Genomic DNA, 24,192 nt, shown 5'->3' with positions numbered 1-24,192 from the left:
AGCGGAGCCGCTTTACTCGGCGTTGCGGGTCGTCTCGAACAGAAACCAGGCACGCCGCTCCGTCTCGTCGATCCAGACTTCCAGCAGGCTGGTGGTAGCAACGTCATTGTGTTCGCCGCACACCTCGTGGACCTGCCGGAGGAAGGACAGGAAGGTGCGGTTGTCTTCCGCCAGTTCGGCGATCATATCGCGCGGCGTCACGAAGTCGGCGTCGTTGTCGAGCAGGCGCTGCTGGCGGGAAATGTGGCCGATGGAGCGGATGGTGGTGCCGCCGACCTTGCGCGCCCGTTCGGCGATGGCGTCGGTCATGGCAAAGATCTGTTCGCCCTGTTCGTCGAGCATCAGGTGATAATCGCGAAAATGCGGTCCGCTCATATGCCAGTGAAAATTCTTGGTCTTGAGATAGAGCGCGAACGTATCGGCCAGCAACGCCGAAAGTGCCGCCGATATGTCGGTCGTGGCATTCGAGGCGAGATCCGACGGCGTGGCAAGTGCGGCCTTGCGGCGCTTTTCGGCAGATTGGCGATCCATGGCGATTATCCTTTCAGGTCAGGGTAGGAAAAGCGGGGCCGGACGGCTCCGGTTGGGGGCAAGCTTGCGGCATGAAACATTCAGATTGCCGGAAAGAGAAGCGGCATGAACGTTCGGCTGACTGCGGCGGCAACTCCTTGCATTCAATTGTCCTCTCAGCTCGTATGCAGACCTTAGCCCAGCGCAGGGGACGGTAAAATTCAACCCTCGTCCATTCGGACCTATCCTCATGTATAGGCCCGGACACCGATGAAAAGGTCTAGTATATATATATCACGGTGAAATCCTGATGGCGTCGGTACCAGAATCGGTGCTTGTTTCCGCCCTGTCGGAAACCATCTCTCTGGTGGCGCAGCCTTCTCTTTTTCCCTTCGCCCGGGGCACTATCTTCATGGAAAGGCACCTGCCGGCCGACCCGGAATGCATTGGAGTTCGAGATGAAAGACAAACGCCCCGAAGGCATCGAAACCTACACTGCCCCCGCCGGCGGCTGGGGAGCGCTCAAGGCCGTGGCCGAAACGTTGGCCCGGCAGCAGATCGTGGCGCAGGGGGCGGCGACGCTGCTGAAAGCCAACCAGCCCGAGGGTTTCGATTGCCCCGGCTGCGCCTGGCCCGATCCCAAGCATACCAGCTCCTTCGAATTCTGCGAAAACGGCGCCAAGGCGATCACCTGGGAATCGACGGCCAAACGTGCCGGCCCGGATTTTTTCGCCGCCCACACTATCGAGGAACTCTGGCAGTGGAGCGACCACCTGCTGGAAGGCGAGGGCAGGCTGACGCATCCGCTGATCTATGACCGGCAGAGCGACCGTTACGTCCCCATCGGCTGGGAGGCGGCATTTTCGACGATTGCGGAAGAGCTGAACAAGCTGCCCGATCCCAACATGGCGGAATTCTACACCTCCGGCCGCGCCTCCAACGAGGCGGCGTTCCTGTTCCAGCTGTTCGTGCGGGCCTACGGCACCAACAATTTTCCCGATTGCTCCAACATGTGCCACGAGGCCACCAGCGTCGGGCTTCCGGTCTCGATCGGGGTCGGCAAGGGCACGGTACTGCTGGAGGATTTCGACCACACCGATGCGATCTTCAGCTTCGGCCACAACCCGGGAACCAACCATCCGCGGATGATGGCGACCCTGCATGAAGCGTCGCGCCGCGGCGTGCCCATCATCGTCTTCAACCCGCTGAAGGAACGGGCGCTCGAAAAATTCGCCTCGCCGCAAAATCCGGTGGAGATGGCGACCATGTCCTCGACGCGCATCGCGTCGGCCTACCACCAGGTCCGCGCCGGCGGCGATCTTGCCGCGCTCAAGGGCCTGATGAAGCGGATCTTCGAACGCAACGATGCCGATATCGCCGCAGGCGGCAATGGTTTCCTCGACCGGGATTTCATCGCCATCCACACGCAGGGGATCGACGAGCTCAGGGCCGACATCATGACGACGGCCTGGGAGGACATCCTCACCCGCTGCGGCCTGACGCTGGAAGCCCTCGACAGCGCTGTCGATGTCTACCTCAAGGCGAAGAGTGTCATTCTCTGCTACGGCATGGGCATCACCCAGCATAGCCACGGAACGGCGAATGTGCAGCAGTTGGCCAATTTCCTGATGCTGCGCGGCAACATCGGCCGGAAGGGCGCCGGCATATGTCCGCTGAGAGGCCATTCCAACGTCCAGGGCGACCGCACCGTCGGCATCACCGAGATCCCCGACGACGCCCTGCTCGACGGCATGGAACGGGCATTCGGCTTCCGCCCGCCGGCGGAAAAGGGTCACAACGCCATCGAATCGATCGAAGCGATCCTGGAGGGCAAGTCGAAGGCGCTGATCTCGCTCGGCGGCAATCTCGCCGTCGCCATGTCGGATTCGGATGCGACCTTCGAGGCAATGCGCAAGCTCGACCTCGCCGTCCACATCGCCACCAAACCCAACCGTTCGCACCTGCTTTTAGCCCGCACCTCGATCATCCTGCCGGTGCTGGGGCGCACGGACCAGGATATCCAGCAGTCGGGCGTGCAATCCGTGACAGTGGAAGATTCCATGTCGATGGTGCATGCCTCGCGCGGTTTCCTCAAGCCGCCAAGCGACGAGCTCCGCTCCGAACCCGCCATCGTCGCCGGCATCGCCAAGGCAACGCTCGGCAGCCGCTATGACATCGACTGGGATGGCATGGTGGCCGACTACAACCGTATCCGTGACAAGATCGAGGTGGTTTTCCCGGATTTCCGCGACTTCAATACGCGGGTCCGCAAACCGGGCGGTTTCCGCCTCACCGTCGCCGCCTCGGATCGCAAGTGGAACACGCCCTCAGGCAAGGCGCAGTTTCTTGTCGCCCCCGGCCTCGATGAAGACGACCGGCTTTCGGACGCCGAGGCACTGGTGCTGACGACGTTGCGCAGCCACGACCAGTACAACACGACGATCTACGGGCTGGACGACCGCTACCGCGGCGTCTTCGGCCGGCGCGACGTCATCTTCATGAACACGGCCGACCTCGCATCACGTGGCCTCGCCGATGGCGACCGGATCGACGTACAGGCCATGTCGCAATCCGCCAACACGGTGAAAGGCTTTACCGCCGTCGCCTACGACATCCCGCAGGGATGCATCGCCGGGTATTATCCGGAAATGAACAGGCTGATCGCTCTGGCCGATTACGACCGCAAGTCCGGCACGCCCGCCTACAAGGGCATACCGGTCAAGGTCAGCGCTGCCGCCTGAGCCGGCCCGGGCAGGCCGTCAAACGGCATCGAGGATGCGATGCTGCAGAGCGGCCGCACGCGGATCGGTCAGTTCCCGGCGCGGACGTTCGAGATCGATATCGATGTCGAGCGCAATCGACCCCTCGCGGACCACGATCACGCGATCGGCAAGGGCGACCGCTTCGGCAACGTCATGGGTAATCAACACCGTGGTGAAGCGCCGCGCCGACCAGAGTTCTTCCAGCAGGCGATGCATCTCCAGGCGTGTCAGGGCGTCGAGCGCCCCGAACGGCTCGTCGAGCAGCAGGATCTCGGGACGGCTGACCAAGGCGCGCGCCAGTGCGACACGCTGCTTCTGGCCGCCGGAGAGGATGCTCGGCCAGTCGTTTTCGCGCCCCTGCAGGCCGACATCGGCGAGCGTGGCGGCGGCGGTGCTGCGCCAGTCCGCCTGCCGGGCGATGCCGACATTTTCCAGCACGCGTTGCCATGGCACCAGCCGCGCTTCCTGAAACAGCAGGCGGACGGCCGGATGCAGGCCGTTGACGCGACTGCTGCCGATCTCGACATGGCCTGATGTCGGACTGTCGAGACCGGCGATCAGGCGCAGCAGCGTCGATTTCCCGCCACCCGAACGGCCGACGACGGCGAGAAAGCTTCCAGGTGCAATCGTCAGGTTGACGTCCTTGAGCACCTGCAGGGCGCCGAAACGTTTTTCGACACGGCCGAGGCGGATCGGCAGGCCGGCCGGCGTTTCCGCCCGCGATGGGTCGATATCGGCCGGGTCGTATTGAAGGGCCGCACTCATGCGCTGGCTCCCTGTTTCTGCTGATAGGCCGGATGCCATTGCAACAGGCGCCGCTCCAGCGCACGGGTCGCCACATCGGCGAGCTTGCCGAGCAGCGCGTAGACGATGATGCCGAGCAGCACGATATCGGTCTGCAGGAATTCGCGGGCATTCATCGTCATGTAGCCGATACCATTGGTGGCGGAGATGGTTTCCGCCACGATCAGTGTCAGCCACATGAAGCCCAACGCGTAACGCAGGCCGACGAGGATGGACGGCAGCGCGCCGGGCAGGACGATCCGCGTGATCAGCGCCTTGCGGTCGAGCCCGTAGACCTCAGCCATTTCCACGACTTGCGGATCGATGGTGCGTACGCCGTAGAAGGTGTTGACGTAGATCGGAAAGAACACGCCGATGGCGACGAGGAAGATCTTGGCCTGCTCACCGATACCGAACCACAGGATGACCAGCGGGATCAGGGCGAGATGCGGCACGTTGCGCAGCATCTGGATCGAGGTGTCGAGCAGCGTTTCCGCCGGCCGCCACAGGCCGTTGGCAACACCGAGCACGAAGCCGATGGAGCCGCCAATGGCGAGGCCAATCACGGCGCGCTGGGTGGATGCCAGCGTGTGGTAGATGAGCGATCCATCCCAGAGCAGCCGCCAGAAGGAGGCGGCGACGATGCTCGGCGCCGGCATCAGCCGGGCATTGACGAGACCAAGGCGGGAGACGATTTCCCACACGACCAGCAGAACAAACGGTAAGGCCCAGGGCGCCAGACGGCGCCCCAGACCAGAGAGGTTCAGCTTGCGTGTTTCGGTCCCCGCCGGATAGGCAGCGAGCGACGTATCGGCCATCAGGCACCACCCTTCCACACCGCCTCGGCGATGGAAATTTCCTTGGGGATGAGGCCGAGCTTGAAGAAGGTATCGGCGATTTCCTGCTGCTGGTCGACGACCGCCTTGTCGAGCGGCTTGACGCCGTAGGACTGGCGCTCCAGCGCAATGGTCAGCACGTCCTGCGGAATGCCGACGGAAGGAGAAAGCTCGGCGGCGGCGGCAGCCGTATTGGCCTTGGCCCACTCGTCGATCTCGCCGATGGCGGCGATGACGCCTTCCAGCGCCTGCGGATGGCCGGCAACAAAATCGCGGGCGCTGAGGTAGAACTGGTGATTGGGCACCAGGTTCTCGCCATTGCGCAGCTCGCGCGCCTCGATGGCGGCTTCGGCAGCGGCCTGGAAGGGATCCCAGATCACCCAGGCATCGACGGCGCCCTGCTCGAAGGCGGCGCGCGCATCGGCCGGCGGCAGGAAGGAGACGGTGATGTCGCTGTAGCTCAGGCCGGCCTCCTCCAGCGCCTTCACCAGCAGGAAGTGCACGTTTGAGCCCTTGTTGAGCACCACCGTCTTGCCCTTCAGGTCGGCGACGGTCTGGATCGGGCTGTCCTTCGGCACGAGTATTGCTTCACCACGCGGTGCGGGCGGCTCATGCGCGACGTAGACGAGCGGAGCGCCAGCGGCCTGGGCGAAAATCGGCGGAGTTTCGCCGGTGGAGCCGAAATCGACGGCGCCGACATTCAACGCTTCCAGAAGCTGCGGACCGGCCGGAAATTCCGTCCACTCCACCGTGTAGCCGATCTCCGCCAGCTTCTTTTCCAGAAGACCTTTGCCCTTCAGCAGAACCAGCGTGCCGTATTTCTGGTAGCCGACGCGGATCAGCTTGTCGGCAGCCCGGGCCGGGATGGCGCCGATCAGCGGCATGGCGGCCGCACTTGTCAGCATCGTGTTGAACAGGCGTCGTGTCAGGCGCATTTTCGTTCTCCTCGGCCGCAGGCCAATCATTATATTTATTATCGATAGGAAAAGTAGAATACAGTGCCTCCCGGCTGTTCACAGGAACAAGACACCAAAATCCGGCGTTGGTCGGAAAATCCTTTTTCGTGACGGGTCGGGAGATCTGGACGGTAATTTCAAGTGCCCTATCCTTTAGGGCCAGCATGGGGAGTTGCTCTTGATTTATGACGTCGTCGTCCTTGGCGCCGGTTTCTCGGCCATTGCCATGGCCTGCAACCTGATCGAAACCTTGCCCCCGTCTTCCTCCATCGCCATTGTCGGAGACAATCCCGGTTTCGGACGCGGCACCGCCTACCGCACGGAACTCTATCTCCATCGCCTCAACGTGCCGGCCAGCCGCATGAGCCTTTTCCCGGACCGCCCGAACGATTTCGTCGACTGGCTGGAGCGCAAGGGCAAACACGTCTCCGGCGCCGATTTCGCCTCGCGCGGCGATTATGGCCTCTATCTCCGCGACACCCTGGCGGCCCATCTGCGCAAGCGAAAATGCCGGGTCGATTTCATCAAGGCGAAAGCCACCGGCTGTATCGAGCGTTACGCCCGCACCTTCGGTTTCCAGCTCGAAAACGGCGACGAGATCGCCGGGCGTCATATCGTTCTCTGTCTGGGGCTCGGCAATGCGCCGATCCCGGTGCCGGTCGACAGCCTGACGGCGGCGGCACGCAGCCGCATCGTCCGCAATCCCTGGCGCCTGTCATGGCTACGGAGGGTGCGGCCGGACGAGCGGATCTGCATTCTTGGCTCGGGCCTGACCATGATCGATCAGGTGCTGTCCCTGCGCGCCCATGGACACCGTGGGCCGATCGAGGTTCTGTCGCGGCGCGGCCTGGCGCCACTTGCGCATGTCCGCCATCCGCTGCCACCGGCCGACATCGACGTCGGCGACCTGCCGGACAGGCTGAGCGCCATCCTGCATGCGCTGCGGACGGCGGCGGACGAGGTGGAGGACTGGCGGCGTGTCATGGATGCCCTCAGGCCGCGCACGCAGGCGCTGTGGCAAGGGCTGGCGCCTGCGGAGCGGGCACGTTTCCTGCGCCATGCGCTCGCCTGGTGGAACATCCACCGCCACCGCATCGCGCCCGATGTGCACCAGCGTTTCCAGACCTTGCGGGATGACGGAACGGTGCGCCTGCACGCCGGGTTCCTGCACAGCATCACGGAAACGGCCGATGCGCTCGCGGTGAATTTTCGCCCCCGCGGTAAATCCGGTGAAGTGGGCGTGACGGTGGATCGCATCGTCAACTGTACGGGCATGGAACGTGCCGGCATCGAGCATTCACCGTTGCTGCGGGCGATGGCGAATGACGGGCTGATCCATGCCGACCCGCTCGGCCTCGGCATCACTGTCGACGAGGGTTCGCGGGTCGTCGATGCGCAGGAGCGGGTTCACGACAACATCTATGCCGTCGGCGCCCTGACAGCCGGCCGCTTCTGGGAAATCACCGCTGTTCCCGACATCCGCGTCCAGGCGCAAGCGGTCGCACGCGCGGTGGCGGACGAACGAGCGGAGGCGTTGTAAACCCGTAAAATTCCCAAGCGGGAGCCTGCGTCCGTTACCTGAGTTGCGGACGCAGAGCCGGAATTGTCACCGGCCAAGCGAGGCGTGAAACGCCTTGAGCAGCACGTCGACGATATCCTGGTGCGACTGAATTCCCGCCCCCGTCAGGTAAAGCTTGGCGGAATCGAGATAGAGAACATGACCGTTCTTCCAGGCCTTCGTCTGGTGCACGAGGTCGTTGTCGAGCAGCGAGGCGGCCGATTGTCCCTGCTGGCCGATGGCCGCATCGCGATCGATGACGAACAGCCAGTCGGGGTTCTTTTCGAGAATGTATTCGTAGGAGATCGCCTGGCCGTGGGTCGCCTGCTGCAGATCCGTATCGGCAGGCAGAACGCCGAAGGCATCGTGGATTTCACCGAACCGCGAGCCCTTGCCATAAGCGCTGACCTTGCCACCCGTCGTCAGCAGGATCAGGCCGGTGCCGACCTGCGGCGCCAATGATTTGAGTTCGGCAACCGAGGCATCCAGCCGGTCGATGCGCGCTTTCATCTCCACCTGCTTGCCGAAGATTTTGCCGATGATTTCGGCATTGCGCTTGACGCCGGTGATGAGATCCTGATCCGGCAACGTCAGGTCGATGGTCGGCGCCATGGCCGAGAGTGCCGCATAATGCGGGCTGCTGCGAGCGGCGACGATGATCAGGTCCGGCTCGGCGCTGTTGACCGCTTCGAGATCAGGTTCGAACAGCGTACCGACCTTGGCAAAGGCGGCATCCTTGTATTTTTCCAGTGCCGGCGGGATGTTCGAGCCGGGAACGCCGGTCACGGTTATTCCGAGCTGGTCGAGGTTTTCCAGCGCGCCGAGATCGTAAACCAGCACCTTCTCCGGGTTGACGGCGACGTCGGTCTTGCCGCTCGCATGTTCGACGGTGATGGTTTCGGCAGCGGCGGAGCCGGCAAGCGCCGACAGGAGGATTGCAACGAATGCGGCAGCTCGAAAAATCATGAATAACTCCCTCATGTTTTTTCGGATCACTAGCGGCATTTTCACCGCGAGGCAACATCGCCGGCAAATCTGCGGCGTTCAGGCGCGGCGATATTTCGGGGAAACACCGTAGGCCTTCTTGAAGGCGGTGGTGAAACTGGAAGGGTTGTTGTATCCGGCGATATAGGCCGCTTGGGCGATCGGCACGCCGTCGCTTTCGAGTGCCCAGCGGGCGCTTTCCAGGCGCTTCTGGCGGATGAACTCGAAGATCGTCAGGCCGAAATGCTCCTTGAAGTGCCGCTGCACCGAGGATGTGCTGAGACCGACCTCGCGGGCGATGTTTTCGATCGTCAGGTCGCGGCGGATGTTGGCGGCAATGTATTCCCGCACCCTTTCGCTCTGCCGCCGGCTCATCAATCCGGCGCGGGCCGAGGCGCCCTCTTCGCTCTCCAGCATCAGCGCGCAGGCGTGGCAAAGGATGTCCATCGCGTGCGAGCGGCGATAGAGCGTCTGCAACTCACCACGCATGGCCGACGGCGGATCGACGATCTGCTCCGACAGGTGGACGATATGCTGGCTCGGCCGGAAGCTGAACTGACTGAGGTGCTGGGCGAAAAAGGCTTCGAGCTTCGGCATGCCATCCGGCTGCGACTGGATCAGCCGTTCAACCCACGGAAACGGCGCCGAAATCATTACCTTGCGCAGCGGCACCTCGCTCTCGTTGATGAATTGCAGCTTGCAGAAGCGGGCGACGTTGAGCATGAAGACGACCGGGCTCGCCTCCCGCCCCTGCCCCGCATCGATATCGAAACGTTCGCCATCGATGGTGAAATGCTGCTCGCCCTGCAGGATCACCATGACGATGAATTTGGGCCAGATGTCGTGAAGCTCGGTATCCGGCGTGCAGGTGGTGACACCATCCATGGCGCCGACAAACAGGTGTTGCGGAACGTCGGGGAGGATCCTCTGTGGCATTGCGGTCATTTCCATGTCTGAAGCCATTGCCGCTTCCGGCCAAGCCTGCCGTTTGCGCGTAGTTTTTTGCCGTTTGCGCCAATGTCTTTGCGGTCGACAGCAACTCTATCCTAACCATATACATGAGGCCGCCAATCAAGTTTACCGCCTCCAGCCGAGGCGGATTATCGCATGATGGGGGCATCGGCTATGGCGCGTTCTTTCCTTTCCACCGGATCCTTGCTGGCGCAGCGGGCAGCGCTTGCAGCAGCGGTCAGTTTCATCGCGCTTTCGGCAGCCAGAGCCCAGGATAGCGACGGCGGCCAGGCGACGACGCTGGAAACCATCAACCTCAATGCCAAGGGCCAGGAAAAGGGCGGTGGCCCGGTCGACGGTTATGTCGCCAAGCAGAGCCGTTCCGGCACCAAGTCGGACACGCCGATCGCCAAGACGCCGCAATCGATCGCCGTCGTCGCCAAAGACCAGATGCAGGACCAGGATGTCGGCTCCGTGGCCGAAGCGCTGCGGTATACGCCGGGCGTCTTCACCGAATATCGCGGCGCCTCCAACCTGCGCGACGAAATGTTCGTGCGCGGCTTCTATTACGTGCCGCGTTATCTCGACGGGCTGTTCCTGGCCGGCGATCTTTCCTATGCCAAGGTCGATCCTTACCTGCTGGAGCGCGTCGAACTGCTTTCCGGTCCCTCCTCCGTGCTCTACGGCCAGGCAAACCCGGGCGGCCTCGTCAACATGGTGAGCAAGAAGCCAACCGACCAGCCGTTGCGCGAAGTGCAGGTGTCGCTCGGCACCGACAAGCATATCAGCGCCGGCTTCGACATCAGCGACAAGGTGCCGGGCAACGAGGATTTCGCTTACCGGCTGGCGGCAACCGGTCTCAGCCAGGATCTGCAGGAAAATCTTGCCAAGCAGCGCAGCTTCGCGATCGCGCCGTCCGTGACCTGGACGCCGGACGCCAATACGACGCTGACCGTTCTGGGCGGATACCAGAACGAGCCGGATGCCGGCTTCCGCAACTTCCTCGATGCCGCCGGCACGATCGATCCGATCGAAGGATACGGCTACGTTCCGCGCGACTTCTTCGTTTCCGACCCGAACTATGAACGGTTCCGCCGCGAGCAGGCCTGGATCGGCTACGAGTTCGAACGGGTCATCAACGACACGTTCACGTTCCGTCAGAATGCCCGCTTCCACTGGGTCGGCACGGAGCACCATACGCTGGTCTGGGGTTATGCCAGCCCCGATCCCGTCACCGGCTTCGACACGATCGTCAACCGCTCGGCAAGCGGCGGCACCGACAGCTGGCGGCAATTCGCCATCGACAACCAGCTGCAGGCCGAATTCGACACCGGGGCGGCGTCACACACGCTCCTTGGCGGTCTCGACTACCGGTATCGCACCCGCGACTACGAATGGGGCCGGGCTTCGGTGCCGAGCATCGACCTCAACAATCCCGTCTATGGTGGTTTCGATTATGCCTCGCTGACCCTTAACACCAGCGACCTGCAGGAGCTGACGGCAAAGCAGACCGGCATCTACCTGCAAGACCAGGTGGAAATCGGCAAGCTCAACCTGATGGCCGGCATCCGCTACGACTGGGCCAGCACCGACATCGACGACCGCCTGACCTCCAACAACGATCAGGCCTATGACGACGGCGATTTCACCTGGCGCGCCGGGGCGCTGTATCGCTTCGACAACGGCATCGCGCCTTATGTCAGCTATTCGACCTCCTTCGAGCCGGCACTGCAGATGCCGGAACAAGGACAGGCGGCGTTTTCGCCGACCACGGCCAGCCAGTTTGAGATCGGCGCCAAATATGCGCCCGAGGGCAGCAATACGCTGCTGACGGTCGCCTATTACGACCTGACACAGAACGACGTGGTGATGGGCGCCTGGAACGGCACGCTCGGGCGCAGCGTCTACTCCCAGATCGGCGAGATCCATAATCGCGGCCTGGAACTGTCGGCAAAAACCGAGATCCGCGACAATCTCTCGCTGATCGCCAGCTACAGCTACATCGACTCTGAAATCGTCGATTCCGTCACGGCGGGCGAGATCGGCAAGACGCCGGCCCGTATCCCGGCGCATCAGGCGGCCCTATGGGGCACCTATGGTTTCGACAGCGGCGCGCTGGAAGGCCTGACGCTCGGCGCCGGCGTCCGCTACATCGGATCGAGCTTCGGCAACAACACCGATACCTTCAAGGTGCCGGCCGTCACGCTGTTCGACGCCATGGCGAGTTACGATTTCGGTGCCGTCAACGCCGACCTGAAGGGGCTGTCGCTGCAGGTCAACGTCAAGAACCTTGCCGACAAGACCTATGTCGCCTCATGCGCCAGTGCCTATGCCTGCTTCTATGGCTCCGGCCGCAGCGTGGTCGCGACCCTGAAGAAAACCTGGTAAATGGCCTGAATGCGATTGCCGCTCCGTCTCCTGTCGTCCGCGATGTCCGCCTTGCTCATCCTCTCCGTGCCGCTGAAGGCGGACGATGCCTTGCTGTTGCCCATGACCCCGCGTCTGGGCCAGATGGCCGGTGGCGAGGTGGCGACCTTTACAACGACGGCAGGACGCAGCGACTACGTCACCGGAACCCTGCGGGTGACCGAGGGACGGTTTGATCTCGACCTCGTCACCTCAGACGGCGCCCACTTGCGCCGTCTGGCAGAGGATGCGAGCGGAGCGGTCGAATTCCGCTATGTCGAGGGTGAAACGCCGGGACAGTTGAAACTGACGGCACGCCGCACGGGCGACTATAGCCTAGAAATCCTCCAGCGCCTGCCGGTCTCCGAGCAAATTGCGACACCGGATCCGTTGCTGAGCCCGCAATTAACGACGCTCGCGGCGGATCTTTCGCAGGGCGGAACGACCAAAACCTTCTGGTCGGCCGTCGAGGCACACGGCACGCCGCTGATCGAGGATGCGGCCGACGGCCGGAAGATCGTCACCTTCCTGGCACGGGGCGCCAAGCGCAACGTCCGCCTGTTCGGGGCGCCGTCCGGCGACCATGAGGAACTGCAGCGCCTTGGCGAAAGCGATGTCTGGTTCAAGAGTTTTGTCGTTCCGAACGACACCCGGCTCTCCTACCAACTGGCCTTCGACGTGCCCGACGTACCGGGAACCGCCCGCGACCGGCGCATCGCCATCCTGGCGACCGCGAAAGCCGACCCGCTGAACCACCATCCCTGGCCGGCAGAGGCAATCGATGCCTACAGGCAGGAATCCCTGCTCGAACTCGCCGATGCCCCTGCGCAGCCCTGGCTGGCGGGCACGGACAACGGCCAAGGTTCCCTCTCCAGTTTCGAGGTGGAGAGCAAAATGCTCGGCAACCGCCGCACGATCAGCCTTTATCGCCCTGCCGGCTTCAATCCGGCCAATCCCGATACACTCCTGCTTTTTGTCTTTGACGCCAGCGAATACATGTCGAAAGTGCCGCTGCCGGCGATCCTCGACGCCATGATCGCCGCGAAGGCGATACCGCCGGTCGTTGCCGTGTTCATCGCCAATCCGGATCGGGAAACCCGGGCGCGCGAACTGCCCGGTAACGCTGATTTTGCGGATTTCATGGCCAGCGACCTGCTGCCACGAGTGCTGTCCGAAACCGGAATGGCGGCGCGGCCGGCCCGGACCATCCTTGCCGGATCGAGCTACGGCGGCCTGGCTGCCGCAACCGTGGCGCTGCGGCACCCCGAAAGCTTCGGCAATGTCCTCAGCCTCTCCGGCTCCTTCTGGTGGAGCCCGGCGGGAACGCCGCGCGACCGGCAAGAATATGTGGCGGCGACGCTGGCGGAAGCTACGGCGCCGAACTTGCGCTTCTTCCTCTCGGCCGGCCTGTTCGAGAGCGGGCCGCATCAAGGCACCGCCGGCATCCTCGAAACCAACCGTCATCTCCGCGACATCCTCGTCGCCAAGGGCGTGCCGGTGTCCTACCGCGAATATGCCGGGGGGCACGATTACGTCGTCTGGCGGGGTGCCATTTCGGACGGACTGAGCGCACTGTTCGGCCGCTAGAGCAATTCCAGCAAAAGTGCGCAGCGGTTTTGCGCCCGGAATTGCGTAAAAACAAAGAGGTAGAGCGTTTTCGCGTTTCGAAGAAAAGCGGAAATGCTCGAAACCAAAAGGTTCAGTCGGCCACGGCTTCCACCCAATCGAGGGATTCCAGCTTTTCGCGGAAGGCGAAGCGGATGAGGTGGCTTTCGATCACCGATTTCGTCTCCGCCAGTTGCGCCTCGTCGGGCGCCGTCGTGCGGATATGCAAGGCGTCGCCATCGGCCCTCAGCACGGCCGTGCCGCAGGAGAACCGGCATTCGCCCCAGGTTTCGCTGTAGGAAACATCGATGCGATGGGCGAAATGCTTGCACAATTGAACCAGGTACTTGCCGCCGCTTTCGGTCGGCATCACCGCATTGGCCGCGATCATCGGGAAAACTCCCGATGATCGTTGTCTTGATGGGCAAACCGCATCAGAAGGTTGCCTTCGCCGTCAGCAGGAAGGTGCGGCCCGCTTCGTAAAGCGGTGTTACCGTGCCGAATTCCTGGCCGTAGGTGGCCCGCTCCGCATAGGTCTCGTCGAAGAGGTTCTTCACGTCGGCGCGGAAGGTGAAGTGCGACAGGCTCGCCGGCTTGTATTCGGCGAAGATGTTGACGACTTCATACGCCTTGTAGGCCGGCGTATTAGCGGCCACCCGGTCGTATTCCGGCGCAATCTCGATATCGCCACCGATCGTCAGGCCCCAATCCTCAAAGGTGTGCGCACCGGTGATGGTGATGATGTCGCCGACAGGTGCGGCAAGGTAGTTGCCCGTATCGGAATCGGCCGGCGCACCGTCGACATCGACGTCGATATGCGCGTACTTCACCTTGATGTAGCCGTCGAGCCAGGCGTAACCCGCGCCGATCTCGAAGCCGCGCGATTCCAAATCGCGGGCGATGAGGCCGCCGGTCGCCGCCGGGCTGTAGCGGGCGATGCGGGCATCCTCGATATCGGTGCGGAACAGGCTGCCCTCGACGCTGAAGCCGGCATACTTGGCTTCCAGGCCGATCAGGTAATTGTCGGCGCTGACCGGTTCCGGTCCATCACCATAGGTCCAGGCCGGGTTCATGATGAAGGATTCGGCAAGCGGTATGCCGCCCCAGGAATGGGCGTAACCGGCCTTGGCCGTCAGGAAGTCGGTGATATCGTACTCACCGGAGATATTGCCGCTGAGGCCGCTGTTGCTCCAGTCGGAATCGTCGACACCGGTAAACCACTGGTGATCGGCACGGCCGCCGAAGGAAAGCCGCGTGCGCTCCCACGGCTCAAGCCGTGCCTGGGCATAGATGCCGACATTGCTGGCCTTTTCCCGCGCCGAATCCGAGAAGGCAAGTGCCACGCTTTCCGCATCCAGATTGACGCTGTCATTGTAGAAATCGACACCAGCGGTGATGCTGCCCATGCCGACGTCGAACTTGTTTTCGAAGCGGCCGTTGAAGCTGTCGGTTTCGCCGATCGTCGGGTATGTCACCGGCACGGTGCAACCGCGGCCCGGGCAGGCGTAACCCAGCGTATCGACAGTGTTGCGGCTGTAGGCGAGCACGAGTTTCGGATCCCACCAGCCTTCCGGCGTCGAATCCGTGTAGGTAAACACCGTGTTCTGCCGGTCGAGGCGATAATCGCGAACCCGCGGCTCCCAGGCCGGGCGGCCGGTGATGAAACCGACGTTGGCGCGGAACGGCCGTGCCGCCGCATCGTGGACACGTTCATGGCTGAGTTCGACGCGGTCGCCACTGTCGAATTCATAGGCAACCTTGCCGAGGCCGCTCAAAAAATCCGTCGCCGTACCGTTGACGAGATCGCCGTTGCCCGCCGTGAATTCATCGCCGCGTCCAAAACTAAAGGCACCGAGCATTTCGAAGCCGTCCTGCATGCCGTAGACGGAGGCGCCGGTCGTCAGCGTGTGGCTGTTGAAATTGTAGCTGGAGGTGACCGAACCGCCGAAACCGTCTTCCGTGAGCAGGTCGCGCACATCCTTGGTTTCGTAGTTGATGGCGCCGGCAAGAGCCCCCGGACCGGCATCAGCCGGCGCAATGCCGGCATCGACATCGACGGCCTTCAGCAGGCTGGGATCGATCAGGTTAGTGGCGCTGTGATGGAAGACCTTGTTGTTCTGGCGGCTGCCGTCGATGCTGACGGCAAGGTTGGTTTCCTCGACGCCGTGGACATAGACCTTTTGCGATGCGGGAAGCGAGCTGCCGACGGCGATTCCCGGCTCGTCGCGGAACACATCTGCTATGTTCGTCGGATTGGTGCGCTCCAGATCTTCCGAGGTGATGCTGACTTCGCCAATTCCGTCACCGCTGGTGCCGGTTCCATGCACCTGGATCGGCCTCAGGACCGTCGATCCATCCGTCACGACATCACCACCCGTCGCCGCCGCGGACGGCGAAGCACCCACCACTGCCGTGCCGTCACCGGTGATGCGGAAGGAAATGCCGGTGCCGGAAAGCAGCTGCGACAAGGCCTGCTGCGGCGTCAGCGAGCCACGCACCGCGCTGGCGGTCACGCCGCGCGACGTGGAAGCGGCAAGCGTCACCTGCAGCCCCGACTGCCGGCCGAAACTGTTCAGGGCGCTGGCGAGCGGCTGTGCCGGAATATTGAAATCGCGCGCGGCGCCAAGCCGCGATGTGGTCTCCTGCGCCATAACCGGCCGGACATTGCCCGCCGCCAAAGCGGAAACGCCGGCCAGCGCCACCGTCGCCAGCAAACGCGTTACAAAAAGTCGGCTCGTGCTGGTCTTCGAACCCCGTCCAGCGTTGCACCCCGGCAAAGTCATGTCGCCCTAGTCTCCTGCTTGTCCGCAGCGCCCCCTTGGCTGCGTCTCAGGTGTAAAGACGACCAGCTCGCTCATGTTTTTCACCAGCCAACGATTTTTTTCGCTTTCGGCCGTCAGAAATCGGCAAGCACGCGCAGATAGGGCGACACCGCGTGGACCTTGCCGCCATAAGGCTCGACAAGCGCGTGCAGGGCGCGGTCGGGATTGCTGAGGTCGTAGAGGCCGGTCACGCGCCGGGACGCGAGCTTGCGATTGGCCACCTTGATCCAGGCCGGGTGATAACGCTGCAACTGCTCGACCACCGAGGCAATCGTCACGTCGTTGACGAAAAGCCGGCCATTGCGCCAGGAGGCGATGTCCTCCACCGCGATCGTGCCCCTGACAACGGCGCCGCTTTCATGATCGACCACCGCCATCTCGCCCGGTGCCAGTTCGACCGCCCTGCTGGCCGCCGGCTCCGGGGAAAGGCTGACGATGCCGCGGGCAAGTTCCACGGTCGTCTCCTCGCTGGAAAGCTGCACGTCGAACGCGGTGCCCAGCACGGCAACCTCGACGCCGCCGGTATCGACCGTAAACGGCCGAGCAGGATCATGGGCGACGTCGAAAAACGCCTCGCCCTGCAGCAGCGTCACATGCCGCGACGATCCGGCGACCTCCACCTTGATGGCGCTGTCGGCGCCCATATCGACAACCGTGCCATCCTCCAGGGTGACCCGGCGGGTTTCGGCGGTAGCCGTCATATAGTCGGCCTGCAACCGGATCAGCAGTGATGGGGCGGCAAGCGCCAGCACCGCTGCAAGGGCCGCCGCCCCAGCGACCCATCTGCCGCGGCGCCGGGAAGTCGGCGGCGAAAACGTCACGACCTTGCGGCTTTGCCAGGAACCGGCATGCACGGGCGTCACTTCGCCAAGCACTTCCCAGGTTCGGCAGGCCTTCTGCCATGCCTCGGCATGGGCTGGGGATCGCTGCAGCCAGCGGGAAAACTCCGCCTCGACGGCCGGATGGCGCGCATCTTCCCGCAGTCGCAGGAACCAATCCATCGCCTCTTCCAAAACCACGCTGTCTTTGTCGTCCTGCCGTGCCAAATCGTACCTGCTTCGGACCTCGATGCCGCAAGCCGGCACTTCTAACCGAATTCTTCCCTTCTTCGTAGAGACGATCGATGTACTCTTTTTTTCAAGCGTGCCCGCTTTTTTCAGGAATTCACCGTGCCGATGGCCATCGCGATCTTGACCATGGCCGAACGGACGTGGCGATGGGCGGTGGCAACCGAGATGCCGAGATGCGCCGCGACCTCTTCCAGCGTCTGCCCGCCGAAACGATGCATCTCAACGGCGATCTGCACGTCTCGCGGCAGGGAGGCCAGCACATCGGCGGCAATACGAACCTCGTCGTTCAGGATCAGGGTCTGCTCCGGCGTCTCGATGGTTTGCGGCACGGTCCAGAAAGGCGGATCGCCGGCCTGCTCGCGGACCTCGATCTTGCGGCGCTTGAGGACATCGAAGGCGAGATTGCGAACGATGCGGTAAAGATAGGCAAGCGCCTGTCGTGCCGAATCGCCACTCGTGCGGTTTGGTGCAAAACGCAGATAGGCATCCTGCACGATATCCTCCGCCGCCTCGCGCGAACCGAGAATGCGCGCGGCATAATCGATCAGCGCCGAGCGATGCGCGATATAGAGTCCGTGCCGGATATCCGCGTCCGTGGTCATTCCCGACTGCCGTTGCCAGATGCGCGCTGCATGCACCCATCCCCGTTTCCATGATGTCATCGGAATAAACGCATTGAATTTGCTAGGCAATATCCAGCCTCCAGCCGTGCACACGGCACGAGCCAGAAACTGGTATGTTTTTCTCATCTTTAGTTGTTGATTTTGTTGGCAGCCTATCGGAGGGCAGGCGCAAGTGACGGCAACTGCCCGCCTGGAGGACGGTCGCTTTTTCGGCGGCGGAGTCACCAAAAAACCACAGCCGCTTCCCTGTCGCGCGTCAGGAGACCTGGCCTGCGTCGCACCGGACGATGGCTATCCACTTAAACCTTTGTATAGGTTGGAAGCATCAGCGTATGGATTACCCTGCGCGCATCACAAAAAATGCAAGGGCGGCAAGCTCTGTGGAGACCCTTGATGACTACGTTTCGTTTGACCAGGGAGGCACACGGCTCCCCGACCCTCGGCCATGACGTGGCTGTCGGGTTTGCCGCGCTGTTGCTGGCCGTTGCCGTTTTCTGGGTCGACACCTTCACGTCGATAGAAAGCGCGATTGCGGTTCTCTATGTCATCGTCCTGCTTTTGGCAGCCAACATGCTGACCAGACAGGGGATCGTGGTCGCCACCATGGTTCTCGCGCTGCTCACCACGGTCTCCTACCTGGCGACCCATGGGCTGGCGCCAGACCTTCCCGCCGTTCTGCGCCTTGCCGTCTCGCTTGCGGCACTTTTCATCACCGGCGCGCTGCTGCTACGCGACAGCCGTTCCCGCAGCGCCCTGCTGGCATCGAATACAGCGCTCCGCGATAGCGAGCTGCGATATCGCTCGATCTTCGAGCAAAGCCGCGTGGCACTTTGGGAACGGGATTATTCCCGGGTGCGGGCCTTCCTGATGTCGCTGAAGGCTTCGGGCGTCAGCAGCCTTGCCGGCTACGTCCAGGAACATCCCGATGCCATCGCCGATTGCATCGCCCTGACGCGAACCGTTGCCTCCAATCACGCCGCGCGGGAGCTTCTGGGAAACGTCGGCGAGGACAGCGCCTCGCATTCGACCCGCCAATACCTGGCACCCGACGATGCGACTTTTCTGGACCTGATGCAGGCGATCTTCGACCAGCAACCCTCCTTCGAAGGCAAGGGCAATCTGATCGCCGCCGACGGACAGACAAAACTGGTGCTGATGAGCCTGCGCCTGCCGGCCGACCCCGAACTGTTCGACCGTGTCGTCGTCGGCATGTTCGACATCACCGAACGCGAGCAGACCCAGAAGGCGCTTCTCGAAGCACAGGCCGAACTGACCCGGGCCGCCCGCGCCGCAACGGTCGGCGCGCTGTCTGCCTCGCTGGCGCACGAACTGAACCAGCCGCTCGGCGCCCTCGTCGTCAACGCCCAGACGATGCTGCGCTGGATCAACCGCGACCCGCCGGATCTCGCCGCGGTCGCCCGTTCGGCCGAACGGATGATCCGCGACAGCAAGCGCGCCAGCGACATCATCCACAACACGCGCTCGATGCTTTCCCACGAACTTCGCACCGCCGAAAAGGTCGATCTTGCCGAACTGATCCGGGAGACCCAGGCCCTCATGGAACACGATCTCAACCGGGAAGGCATTGCCGTCGACGTCATCTACGGCCGGGCAGCGCGAACGATCAGCGCCGTGCGCATCGAGTTGCAGCAGGTGCTGATCAACCTGATCACCAATGCGATCCAGGCCATGACTTTGCCGGGGACCACCAGGCGAAACCTGGTGATCGAAACCCGGCGGCAGGACGACAGTTTCATCTGCGTCTCCGTGCGGGACTTCGGCCCGGGCATACCGCCGGACGTCATGGCGCGGCTTTTCGCGCCGTTTTTCACCACCAAGCCGGACGGCATGGGCATGGGCCTGTCGATCTGCCGGAGTATCCTCGAAGCCCGGGGCGGCGAGCTTCTGGCGCGCAATCATGCCGATGGCGGTGCGGTTTTCGATATCGTCATTCCTGCCGGCGGGGAGATTTGAGGAAACATGGCCAAGCAGCCTGCAACCAATCCATCGGAACCCATCGTCTACGTCATCGACGACGACCCCTCGATCCGCGAGGCGCTGGTCGATCTTTTCCTGTCGATGAAGATCGCCACCAGCGCCTTTGCGGACACGCGGAGTTTTCTGGACAGTGCGGATACCAACCGCGCCGGCTGCATTCTGCTCGACGTCCGGTTGCCCGGGCTGAGCGGCCTGGACTTTCAGGGCCAGCTGGAGCAGGCCGGCAGCCGGATGCCAATCATCTTCATGACCGGGTTTGGCGACATTCCGATGTCCGTCAGGGCGATGAAGGCCGGCGCCGTCGATTTCCTGACCAAACCTTTCCGCGACCAGGACATTCTGGATGCGGTGACGATCGCGCTCGACAAGGACGCGCAGCGGCGGCAGGAGAACGCCGCCCATGACGCCGTCGTCAAGCTTGCCGGCAGCCTGACGCCACGCGAACGCGAAGTGATGACCGCTGTCGTCGCCGGCCTGATGAACAAGCAGATCGCCTTCAACCTTGGCATCAGCGAAATCACCGTCAAACTCCATCGCGGCAATGTCATGCGCAAGATGGAGGCCCGGTCCGTGGCCGATCTGGTGCGCAAGGCCGAGATCCTCGACGCGTAAAACCGCGACCTACACTCTAGTATGATGTTTTCGCGCCGCGGACGGGCGCATAACGAAACGATCAAGCCATTGCCAAGAGAATACGTCCGTGCCCCAGCCTCCCCTTATCGCCATCGTCGACGACGACCACGCCATCCGTGAGGCGCTGGACGACATGATCCAGTCCTGCGGCTATCGAAGCCGGCTGTTCGAGACGGCGGAAGATTTTTTGGCCGCAACGGACCGCCAGCAGATCGACTGCATACTTCTCGACGTCAAGATGCCGGGGCTGACCGGGCTGGAACTGCAGGCAATCCTCAACACCGACGCCACAAGGCCACCGATCATCTTCATGACCTCCTATCATGACGAGCGAACACGCAGGCAGGCCTTGGACGGCGGGGCCTTGGCCTTCCTCGGCAAACCCGTCGATTTCGAGAGCCTGATCATCGCCATGGAGCGGGCGTTGCGGAAGTGATGCCGCCTACTTATCGAGTGATCGACAGCCTCCCAGCGGCAGATCGACGGCGACAAAATCGACCTCCGCACCCGGCCGAGCCTTGACAATATCCGGATATGGAAATTTGATCAAATTCCTAGAAGCATGAAACCTGCGGGATTCGTGCAGTGAAAAGCCGAGTGAAGGCACAGGGATCGGGAGAGAAGACATGACGTGGACAATGCCGGCAGAAACCGCGCCTCAGGACCGCGTCTGGATGGCTTTTCCCCGGGAAAACCAGACCCTGGGCGACAATGCTGCCGAGCGTGAGGCCGGTTATGCGGCCTGGTCGGCCGTCGCCCATGCGGTCGCCGCCTTCCAGCCGGTGACGATGATCGTCGATCCTTCCGAAATTGCCCGTGCCCGCCGCATGCTGGGAACGGAGATCGAGATTGTCGAACGCGTCATCGACGATTTCTGGATGCGCGATTCCGGCCCGACCTTCGTGACCGCCGAAGACGGCTCGCTTGCCGCCGTGGACTGGATCTTCAACGGCTGGGGCGGCAACACCTGGACGAATGCCGCAAACGACCGCGGCCTTGCCCGCTTCATCGCCGGATTGATCGACGTGCCCGTCGTCTCCTCGCTGCTGGTCAACGAAGGCGGCGGTATCCATGTCGATGGTGAAGGCACGGTTCTGGTGACCGAGACCGTACAGCTCGATCCCGGCCGCAATCCGCAGGCCGACAAGGAACGCGTCGAAGCAGAACTCGCCCGCACGCTCGGCATCTCCAAGGCGATCTGGCTGCCGCGCGGCCTGACCCGCGACTATGAGGAATTCGGCACCCGCGGCCATGTCGATATCGTCGCGACGATGCCCGCGCCCGGAAAAATCCTGCTGCACGACCAGCAAGACCCCACCCATCCCGATCACGCCGTGATGCGGGAGATCCGGGCGTTGCTGGCTGGTGCTACCGATGCCAAGGGCCGGACGTTCGACATTATCGACCTGCCGGCGCCGGAAACGCTTTCCGACGCCCACGGCTTCGTCGACTGGAGCTACATCAACCATCTCGTCGTCAATGACGGCGTCATCGCCTGCAGTTTCGGCGAGGAGAAAGCCGATGCCCGCGCCCGCGACCTGCTCGCGGAAGCCTATCCGGGACGCCGCGTGGTTTCGGTCGATGCCCGCGAGCTTTTTGCCCGCGGCGGCGGCGTCCACTGCATCACGCAACAGCAGCCGAAAGCGGGAGCCGCAAAGTGAAAATCGTCGAAGCAACGATCAGCGACCTGCGCCAAGCTCTGGAAACCGGCGAGACGAGCAGCGTCGCCCTCGTCGCCGCCTATCTCGGCCGCATCGCCTATTTCGACCGGCACGGGATCACCCTGAATGCCGTGCCGATCCTCAATCCGGCGATGTTCGAAGAAGCACACGCCTCGGACCTCAGGCGCCAACGTGGCGAAAGCCTCGGACCTCTCGACGGCATCCCCTATACCGCCAAGAACAGCTACAAGGTGCGCGGCTTGACCGTCGCCTCCGGCTCTCCCGCCTTTGCCGATCTGGTTGCGACCGACGATGCCTTCGCCATCGCGCGACTGCGGGCGGCAGGCGCGGTGCTGGTGGGTTTGACCAACATGCCGCCGATGGCCAATGGCGGCATGCAGCGCGGCGTCTACGGCCGGGCTGAATCGCCCTATAACGCCGATTATCTGACGGCAGCCTTCGCCTCCGGATCCTCCAACGGATCGGGCACCGCGACGGCCGCGAGCTTTGCGGCCTTCGGGCTTGGCGAAGAAACCTGGTCCAGCGGCCGTGCGCCGGCGGCCAACAACGGGCTTTGCGCCTACACGCCGAGCCGCGGCGTCATTTCGGTGCGCGGCAACTGGCCGCTGGTGCCGACCATGGATGTCGTCGTGCCACACACGCGCACGATGGCCGACATGCTGGAAATCCTCGATACCATCGTTGCCGACGATCCGGAAACGCGCGGTGATCTCTGGCGCAGCCAGCCGTGGATCTCCATTCCCAAAACCTCGGAGACACGTCCCGCCTCCTACCCGGCGCTCGCCAAAACAGCGACGCTGGCCGGCAAACGTTTTGGCGTGCCGGCGATGTATATCAATGCCGATCCAGACGCCGGAACGGCGGAAAAGCCCGGCGTCGGCGGCCCGACCGGCCAGAAGATCGAGACCCGCGCCTCGATTATCGCCTTGTGGGAAGCGGTGCGCCAAGCGCTGGAAGCAGCCGGTGCCGAGGTGATCACCGTCGATTTTCCGGCCGTCAGCAATTATGAGGGCGACCGCCCCGGTTGCCCGACGATTGCGACCCGCGGTCTCATCAGCCCCGACTTCCTGACGTCAGAGATTTTCGACCTGTCAGTCTGGTCCTGGGACGATTTTCTCGATGCGAACGGCGATCCGAAACTGTCTCGGTTGGCGGATGTCGATGGCGACAAGATCTTTCCGGCGCCCAAGGGCAGCCTGCCGGACCGATATTTTGGTTTCAACGACCGGATCACCGAATACCCGGCCCATGCCCGCGCCCATCCCGTCACCGATCTCCGCCAGATCCCGCATCTGGAGGAAGGTCTTCGCGGACTGGAGGAAACCCGCCGTGTCGATCTGGAAGCATGGATGGATCGCCTCGGGCTCGACGCTGTCATCTTCCCGGCAGCGGCGGATGTCGGCCCGGCGGATGCCGATGTCAATGCCGATTCCGCGGCCTTGGCCTGGCGCAACGGCGTCTGGGTCGCCAACGGCAACCTGGCCATCCGGCATCTCGGCATTCCGACCGTGACCGTGCCGATGGGGATCATGGCCGACACGCACATGCCCGCCGGCCTGACCTTCGCCGGCCGCGCCTGGGACGATGAGAAGCTGCTCGGCATCGCTGCCGCCTTCGAGGCAACCGGCACCTACCGGCAGCCGCCGCTGCGGACGGCCGGCACGCTGGAGACCGCCGCCCGCTCTTCTCAGCCGGGCGCTGCGTCAGGCAAACTGACACTGGCGGTTTCGGTCGAGGCCGACAGCGCCGAGCGTGAAAAGCTGGTGATCAGCGGTGAGACGACATCACCTGCGCTTGTGTTGACGGTGGATGGTGTGCCGATCGAAGCCGTTGTCGATAACGGCCGCTTCCGCGCCGAACATTCGGTTGCAGTCAATCACTATTGCCACAGTGAATGGAGCGCCCCTTGGGGCCACATCGTCATTGCTGTTGCCGGTGATGGCCAAGCGGCTTTTGTCGAAACGCAGGGTGCCGAGGCATAGAATATTGCTAGAGGCTTCCATGCGGACTGCA

General features: G+C 63.0%; 19 protein-coding genes. 9 read left to right on the top strand and 10 right to left on the bottom strand.

Features of this window, described 5'->3' with window-relative positions; all coding sequences use genetic code 11:
* Positions 1 to 12: 12 nt before the first annotated feature.
* Positions 13 to 531, bottom strand: coding sequence for a Dps family protein (locus ACSQ3I_RS21005; protein WP_436002060.1), 519 nt, complete (start codon positions 529 to 531; stop codon positions 13 to 15).
* Positions 532 to 968: 437 nt separating this feature from the next.
* On the opposite strand from ACSQ3I_RS21005, the gene ACSQ3I_RS21000 reads away from it, so the two are divergent.
* On the top strand, positions 969 to 3,251 hold the full coding sequence (locus tag ACSQ3I_RS21000) for an FdhF/YdeP family oxidoreductase (protein ID WP_436002058.1): 2,283 nt from the start codon (positions 969 to 971) through the stop codon (positions 3,249 to 3,251).
* Positions 3,252 to 3,269: 18 nt separating this feature from the next.
* Here the strand turns inward: ACSQ3I_RS21000 and ACSQ3I_RS20995 are convergent, their stop codons facing one another.
* From ACSQ3I_RS20995 to ACSQ3I_RS20985, 3 genes are read right to left on the bottom strand one after another with little or no spacing between them, the layout of a single operon-like run.
* Positions 3,270 to 4,037 (bottom strand): ABC transporter ATP-binding protein, encoded by a 768-nt coding sequence (locus ACSQ3I_RS20995; protein WP_436002056.1) that lies wholly within the window; start codon positions 4,035 to 4,037, stop codon positions 3,270 to 3,272.
* Positions 4,034 to 4,873, bottom strand: coding sequence for an aliphatic sulfonate ABC transporter permease SsuC (gene ssuC / locus ACSQ3I_RS20990; RefSeq protein ID WP_436002054.1), 840 nt, complete (start codon positions 4,871 to 4,873; stop codon positions 4,034 to 4,036). The genes ACSQ3I_RS20995 and ssuC overlap by 4 nt, the downstream gene beginning before the upstream one ends.
* A complete protein-coding gene (locus tag ACSQ3I_RS20985; protein ID WP_436002052.1) occupies positions 4,873 to 5,826 on the bottom strand; it encodes a sulfonate ABC transporter substrate-binding protein in 954 nt (317 codons plus the stop codon). The genes ssuC and ACSQ3I_RS20985 overlap by 1 nt, the downstream gene beginning before the upstream one ends.
* A gap of 193 nt (positions 5,827 to 6,019) precedes the next feature.
* Here ACSQ3I_RS20985 and ACSQ3I_RS20980 point away from each other — a divergent pair, with 193 nt between their 5' ends.
* A complete protein-coding gene (locus ACSQ3I_RS20980; protein ID WP_436002050.1) occupies positions 6,020 to 7,387 on the top strand; it encodes an FAD/NAD(P)-binding protein in 1,368 nt (455 codons plus the stop codon).
* Between the two features lie 66 nt (positions 7,388 to 7,453).
* Here the strand turns inward: ACSQ3I_RS20980 and ACSQ3I_RS20975 are convergent, their stop codons facing one another.
* Positions 7,454 to 8,371, bottom strand: coding sequence for a siderophore ABC transporter substrate-binding protein (locus tag ACSQ3I_RS20975; protein WP_436002049.1), 918 nt, complete (start codon positions 8,369 to 8,371; stop codon positions 7,454 to 7,456).
* A 78-nt stretch (positions 8,372 to 8,449) separates the two neighbouring features.
* Positions 8,450 to 9,325: a helix-turn-helix domain-containing protein gene (locus ACSQ3I_RS20970; RefSeq protein WP_436002047.1), complete on the bottom strand. Its 876-nt coding sequence runs from the start codon at positions 9,323 to 9,325 to the stop codon at positions 8,450 to 8,452.
* 189 nt (positions 9,326 to 9,514) lie between these two features.
* On the opposite strand from ACSQ3I_RS20970, the gene ACSQ3I_RS20965 reads away from it, so the two are divergent.
* Positions 9,515 to 11,728 (top strand): TonB-dependent siderophore receptor, encoded by a 2,214-nt coding sequence (locus ACSQ3I_RS20965; protein ID WP_436002045.1) that lies wholly within the window; start codon positions 9,515 to 9,517, stop codon positions 11,726 to 11,728.
* 9 nt (positions 11,729 to 11,737) lie between these two features.
* Complete coding sequence (locus ACSQ3I_RS20960; RefSeq protein ID WP_436002043.1) at positions 11,738 to 13,333, top strand: alpha/beta hydrolase-fold protein; 1,596 nt, start codon at positions 11,738 to 11,740, stop codon at positions 13,331 to 13,333.
* 112 nt (positions 13,334 to 13,445) lie between these two features.
* Here the strand turns inward: ACSQ3I_RS20960 and ACSQ3I_RS20955 are convergent, their stop codons facing one another.
* From ACSQ3I_RS20955 to ACSQ3I_RS20940, 4 genes are all read right to left on the bottom strand, one after another.
* Positions 13,446 to 13,742 (bottom strand): DUF2218 domain-containing protein, encoded by a 297-nt coding sequence (locus tag ACSQ3I_RS20955; RefSeq protein ID WP_436002041.1) that lies wholly within the window; start codon positions 13,740 to 13,742, stop codon positions 13,446 to 13,448.
* Between the two features lie 43 nt (positions 13,743 to 13,785).
* Positions 13,786 to 16,134, bottom strand: a complete 2,349-nt coding sequence (locus ACSQ3I_RS20950; protein WP_436002039.1) for a TonB-dependent receptor — start codon at positions 16,132 to 16,134, stop codon at positions 13,786 to 13,788.
* Positions 16,135 to 16,247: 113 nt separating this feature from the next.
* Positions 16,248 to 17,174 carry a FecR family protein gene (locus ACSQ3I_RS20945; RefSeq protein WP_436002037.1) on the bottom strand — a complete coding sequence of 309 codons (927 nt, stop codon included), beginning with the start codon at positions 17,172 to 17,174 and terminating at the stop codon, positions 16,248 to 16,250.
* Between the two features lie 155 nt (positions 17,175 to 17,329).
* On the bottom strand, positions 17,330 to 17,845 hold the full coding sequence (locus ACSQ3I_RS20940; protein ID WP_436002035.1) for a sigma-70 family RNA polymerase sigma factor: 516 nt from the start codon (positions 17,843 to 17,845) through the stop codon (positions 17,330 to 17,332).
* A gap of 414 nt (positions 17,846 to 18,259) precedes the next feature.
* Here ACSQ3I_RS20940 and ACSQ3I_RS20935 point away from each other — a divergent pair, with 414 nt between their 5' ends.
* The 5 genes from ACSQ3I_RS20935 to ACSQ3I_RS20915 all read left to right on the top strand — a co-directional run bounded on the left by ACSQ3I_RS20935 (position 18,260) and on the right by ACSQ3I_RS20915 (position 24,161).
* Positions 18,260 to 19,840 (top strand): ATP-binding protein, encoded by a 1,581-nt coding sequence (locus tag ACSQ3I_RS20935; protein WP_436002033.1) that lies wholly within the window; start codon positions 18,260 to 18,262, stop codon positions 19,838 to 19,840.
* Positions 19,841 to 19,846: 6 nt separating this feature from the next.
* Entirely contained in the window at positions 19,847 to 20,476 is a 630-nt protein-coding gene (locus ACSQ3I_RS20930; RefSeq protein WP_436002031.1) for a response regulator transcription factor, read from the top strand.
* Between the two features lie 88 nt (positions 20,477 to 20,564).
* Positions 20,565 to 20,933 (top strand): response regulator transcription factor, encoded by a 369-nt coding sequence (locus tag ACSQ3I_RS20925; RefSeq protein ID WP_436002029.1) that lies wholly within the window; start codon positions 20,565 to 20,567, stop codon positions 20,931 to 20,933.
* Between the two features lie 190 nt (positions 20,934 to 21,123).
* On the top strand, positions 21,124 to 22,158 hold the full coding sequence (locus tag ACSQ3I_RS20920; protein WP_436002027.1) for an agmatine deiminase family protein: 1,035 nt from the start codon (positions 21,124 to 21,126) through the stop codon (positions 22,156 to 22,158).
* The gene (locus tag ACSQ3I_RS20915; RefSeq protein ID WP_436002025.1) at positions 22,155 to 24,161 is read left to right on the top strand and encodes an amidase; all 2,007 of its coding nucleotides are present in this window, start codon (positions 22,155 to 22,157) and stop codon (positions 24,159 to 24,161) included. Before ACSQ3I_RS20920 ends, ACSQ3I_RS20915 begins: the two co-directional genes overlap by 4 nt.
* Positions 24,162 to 24,192 lie beyond the last annotated feature (31 nt).

Origin of the sequence: Rhizobium sp. LjRoot30 (assembly GCF_964253915.1) — a bacterium.
In the GTDB taxonomy this organism is placed as follows: Bacteria; Pseudomonadota; Alphaproteobacteria; order Rhizobiales; family Rhizobiaceae; genus Metarhizobium.
Note: the sequence above shows the minus strand (reverse complement) of the source record. Positions and strands in the feature narration are given on the sequence as shown.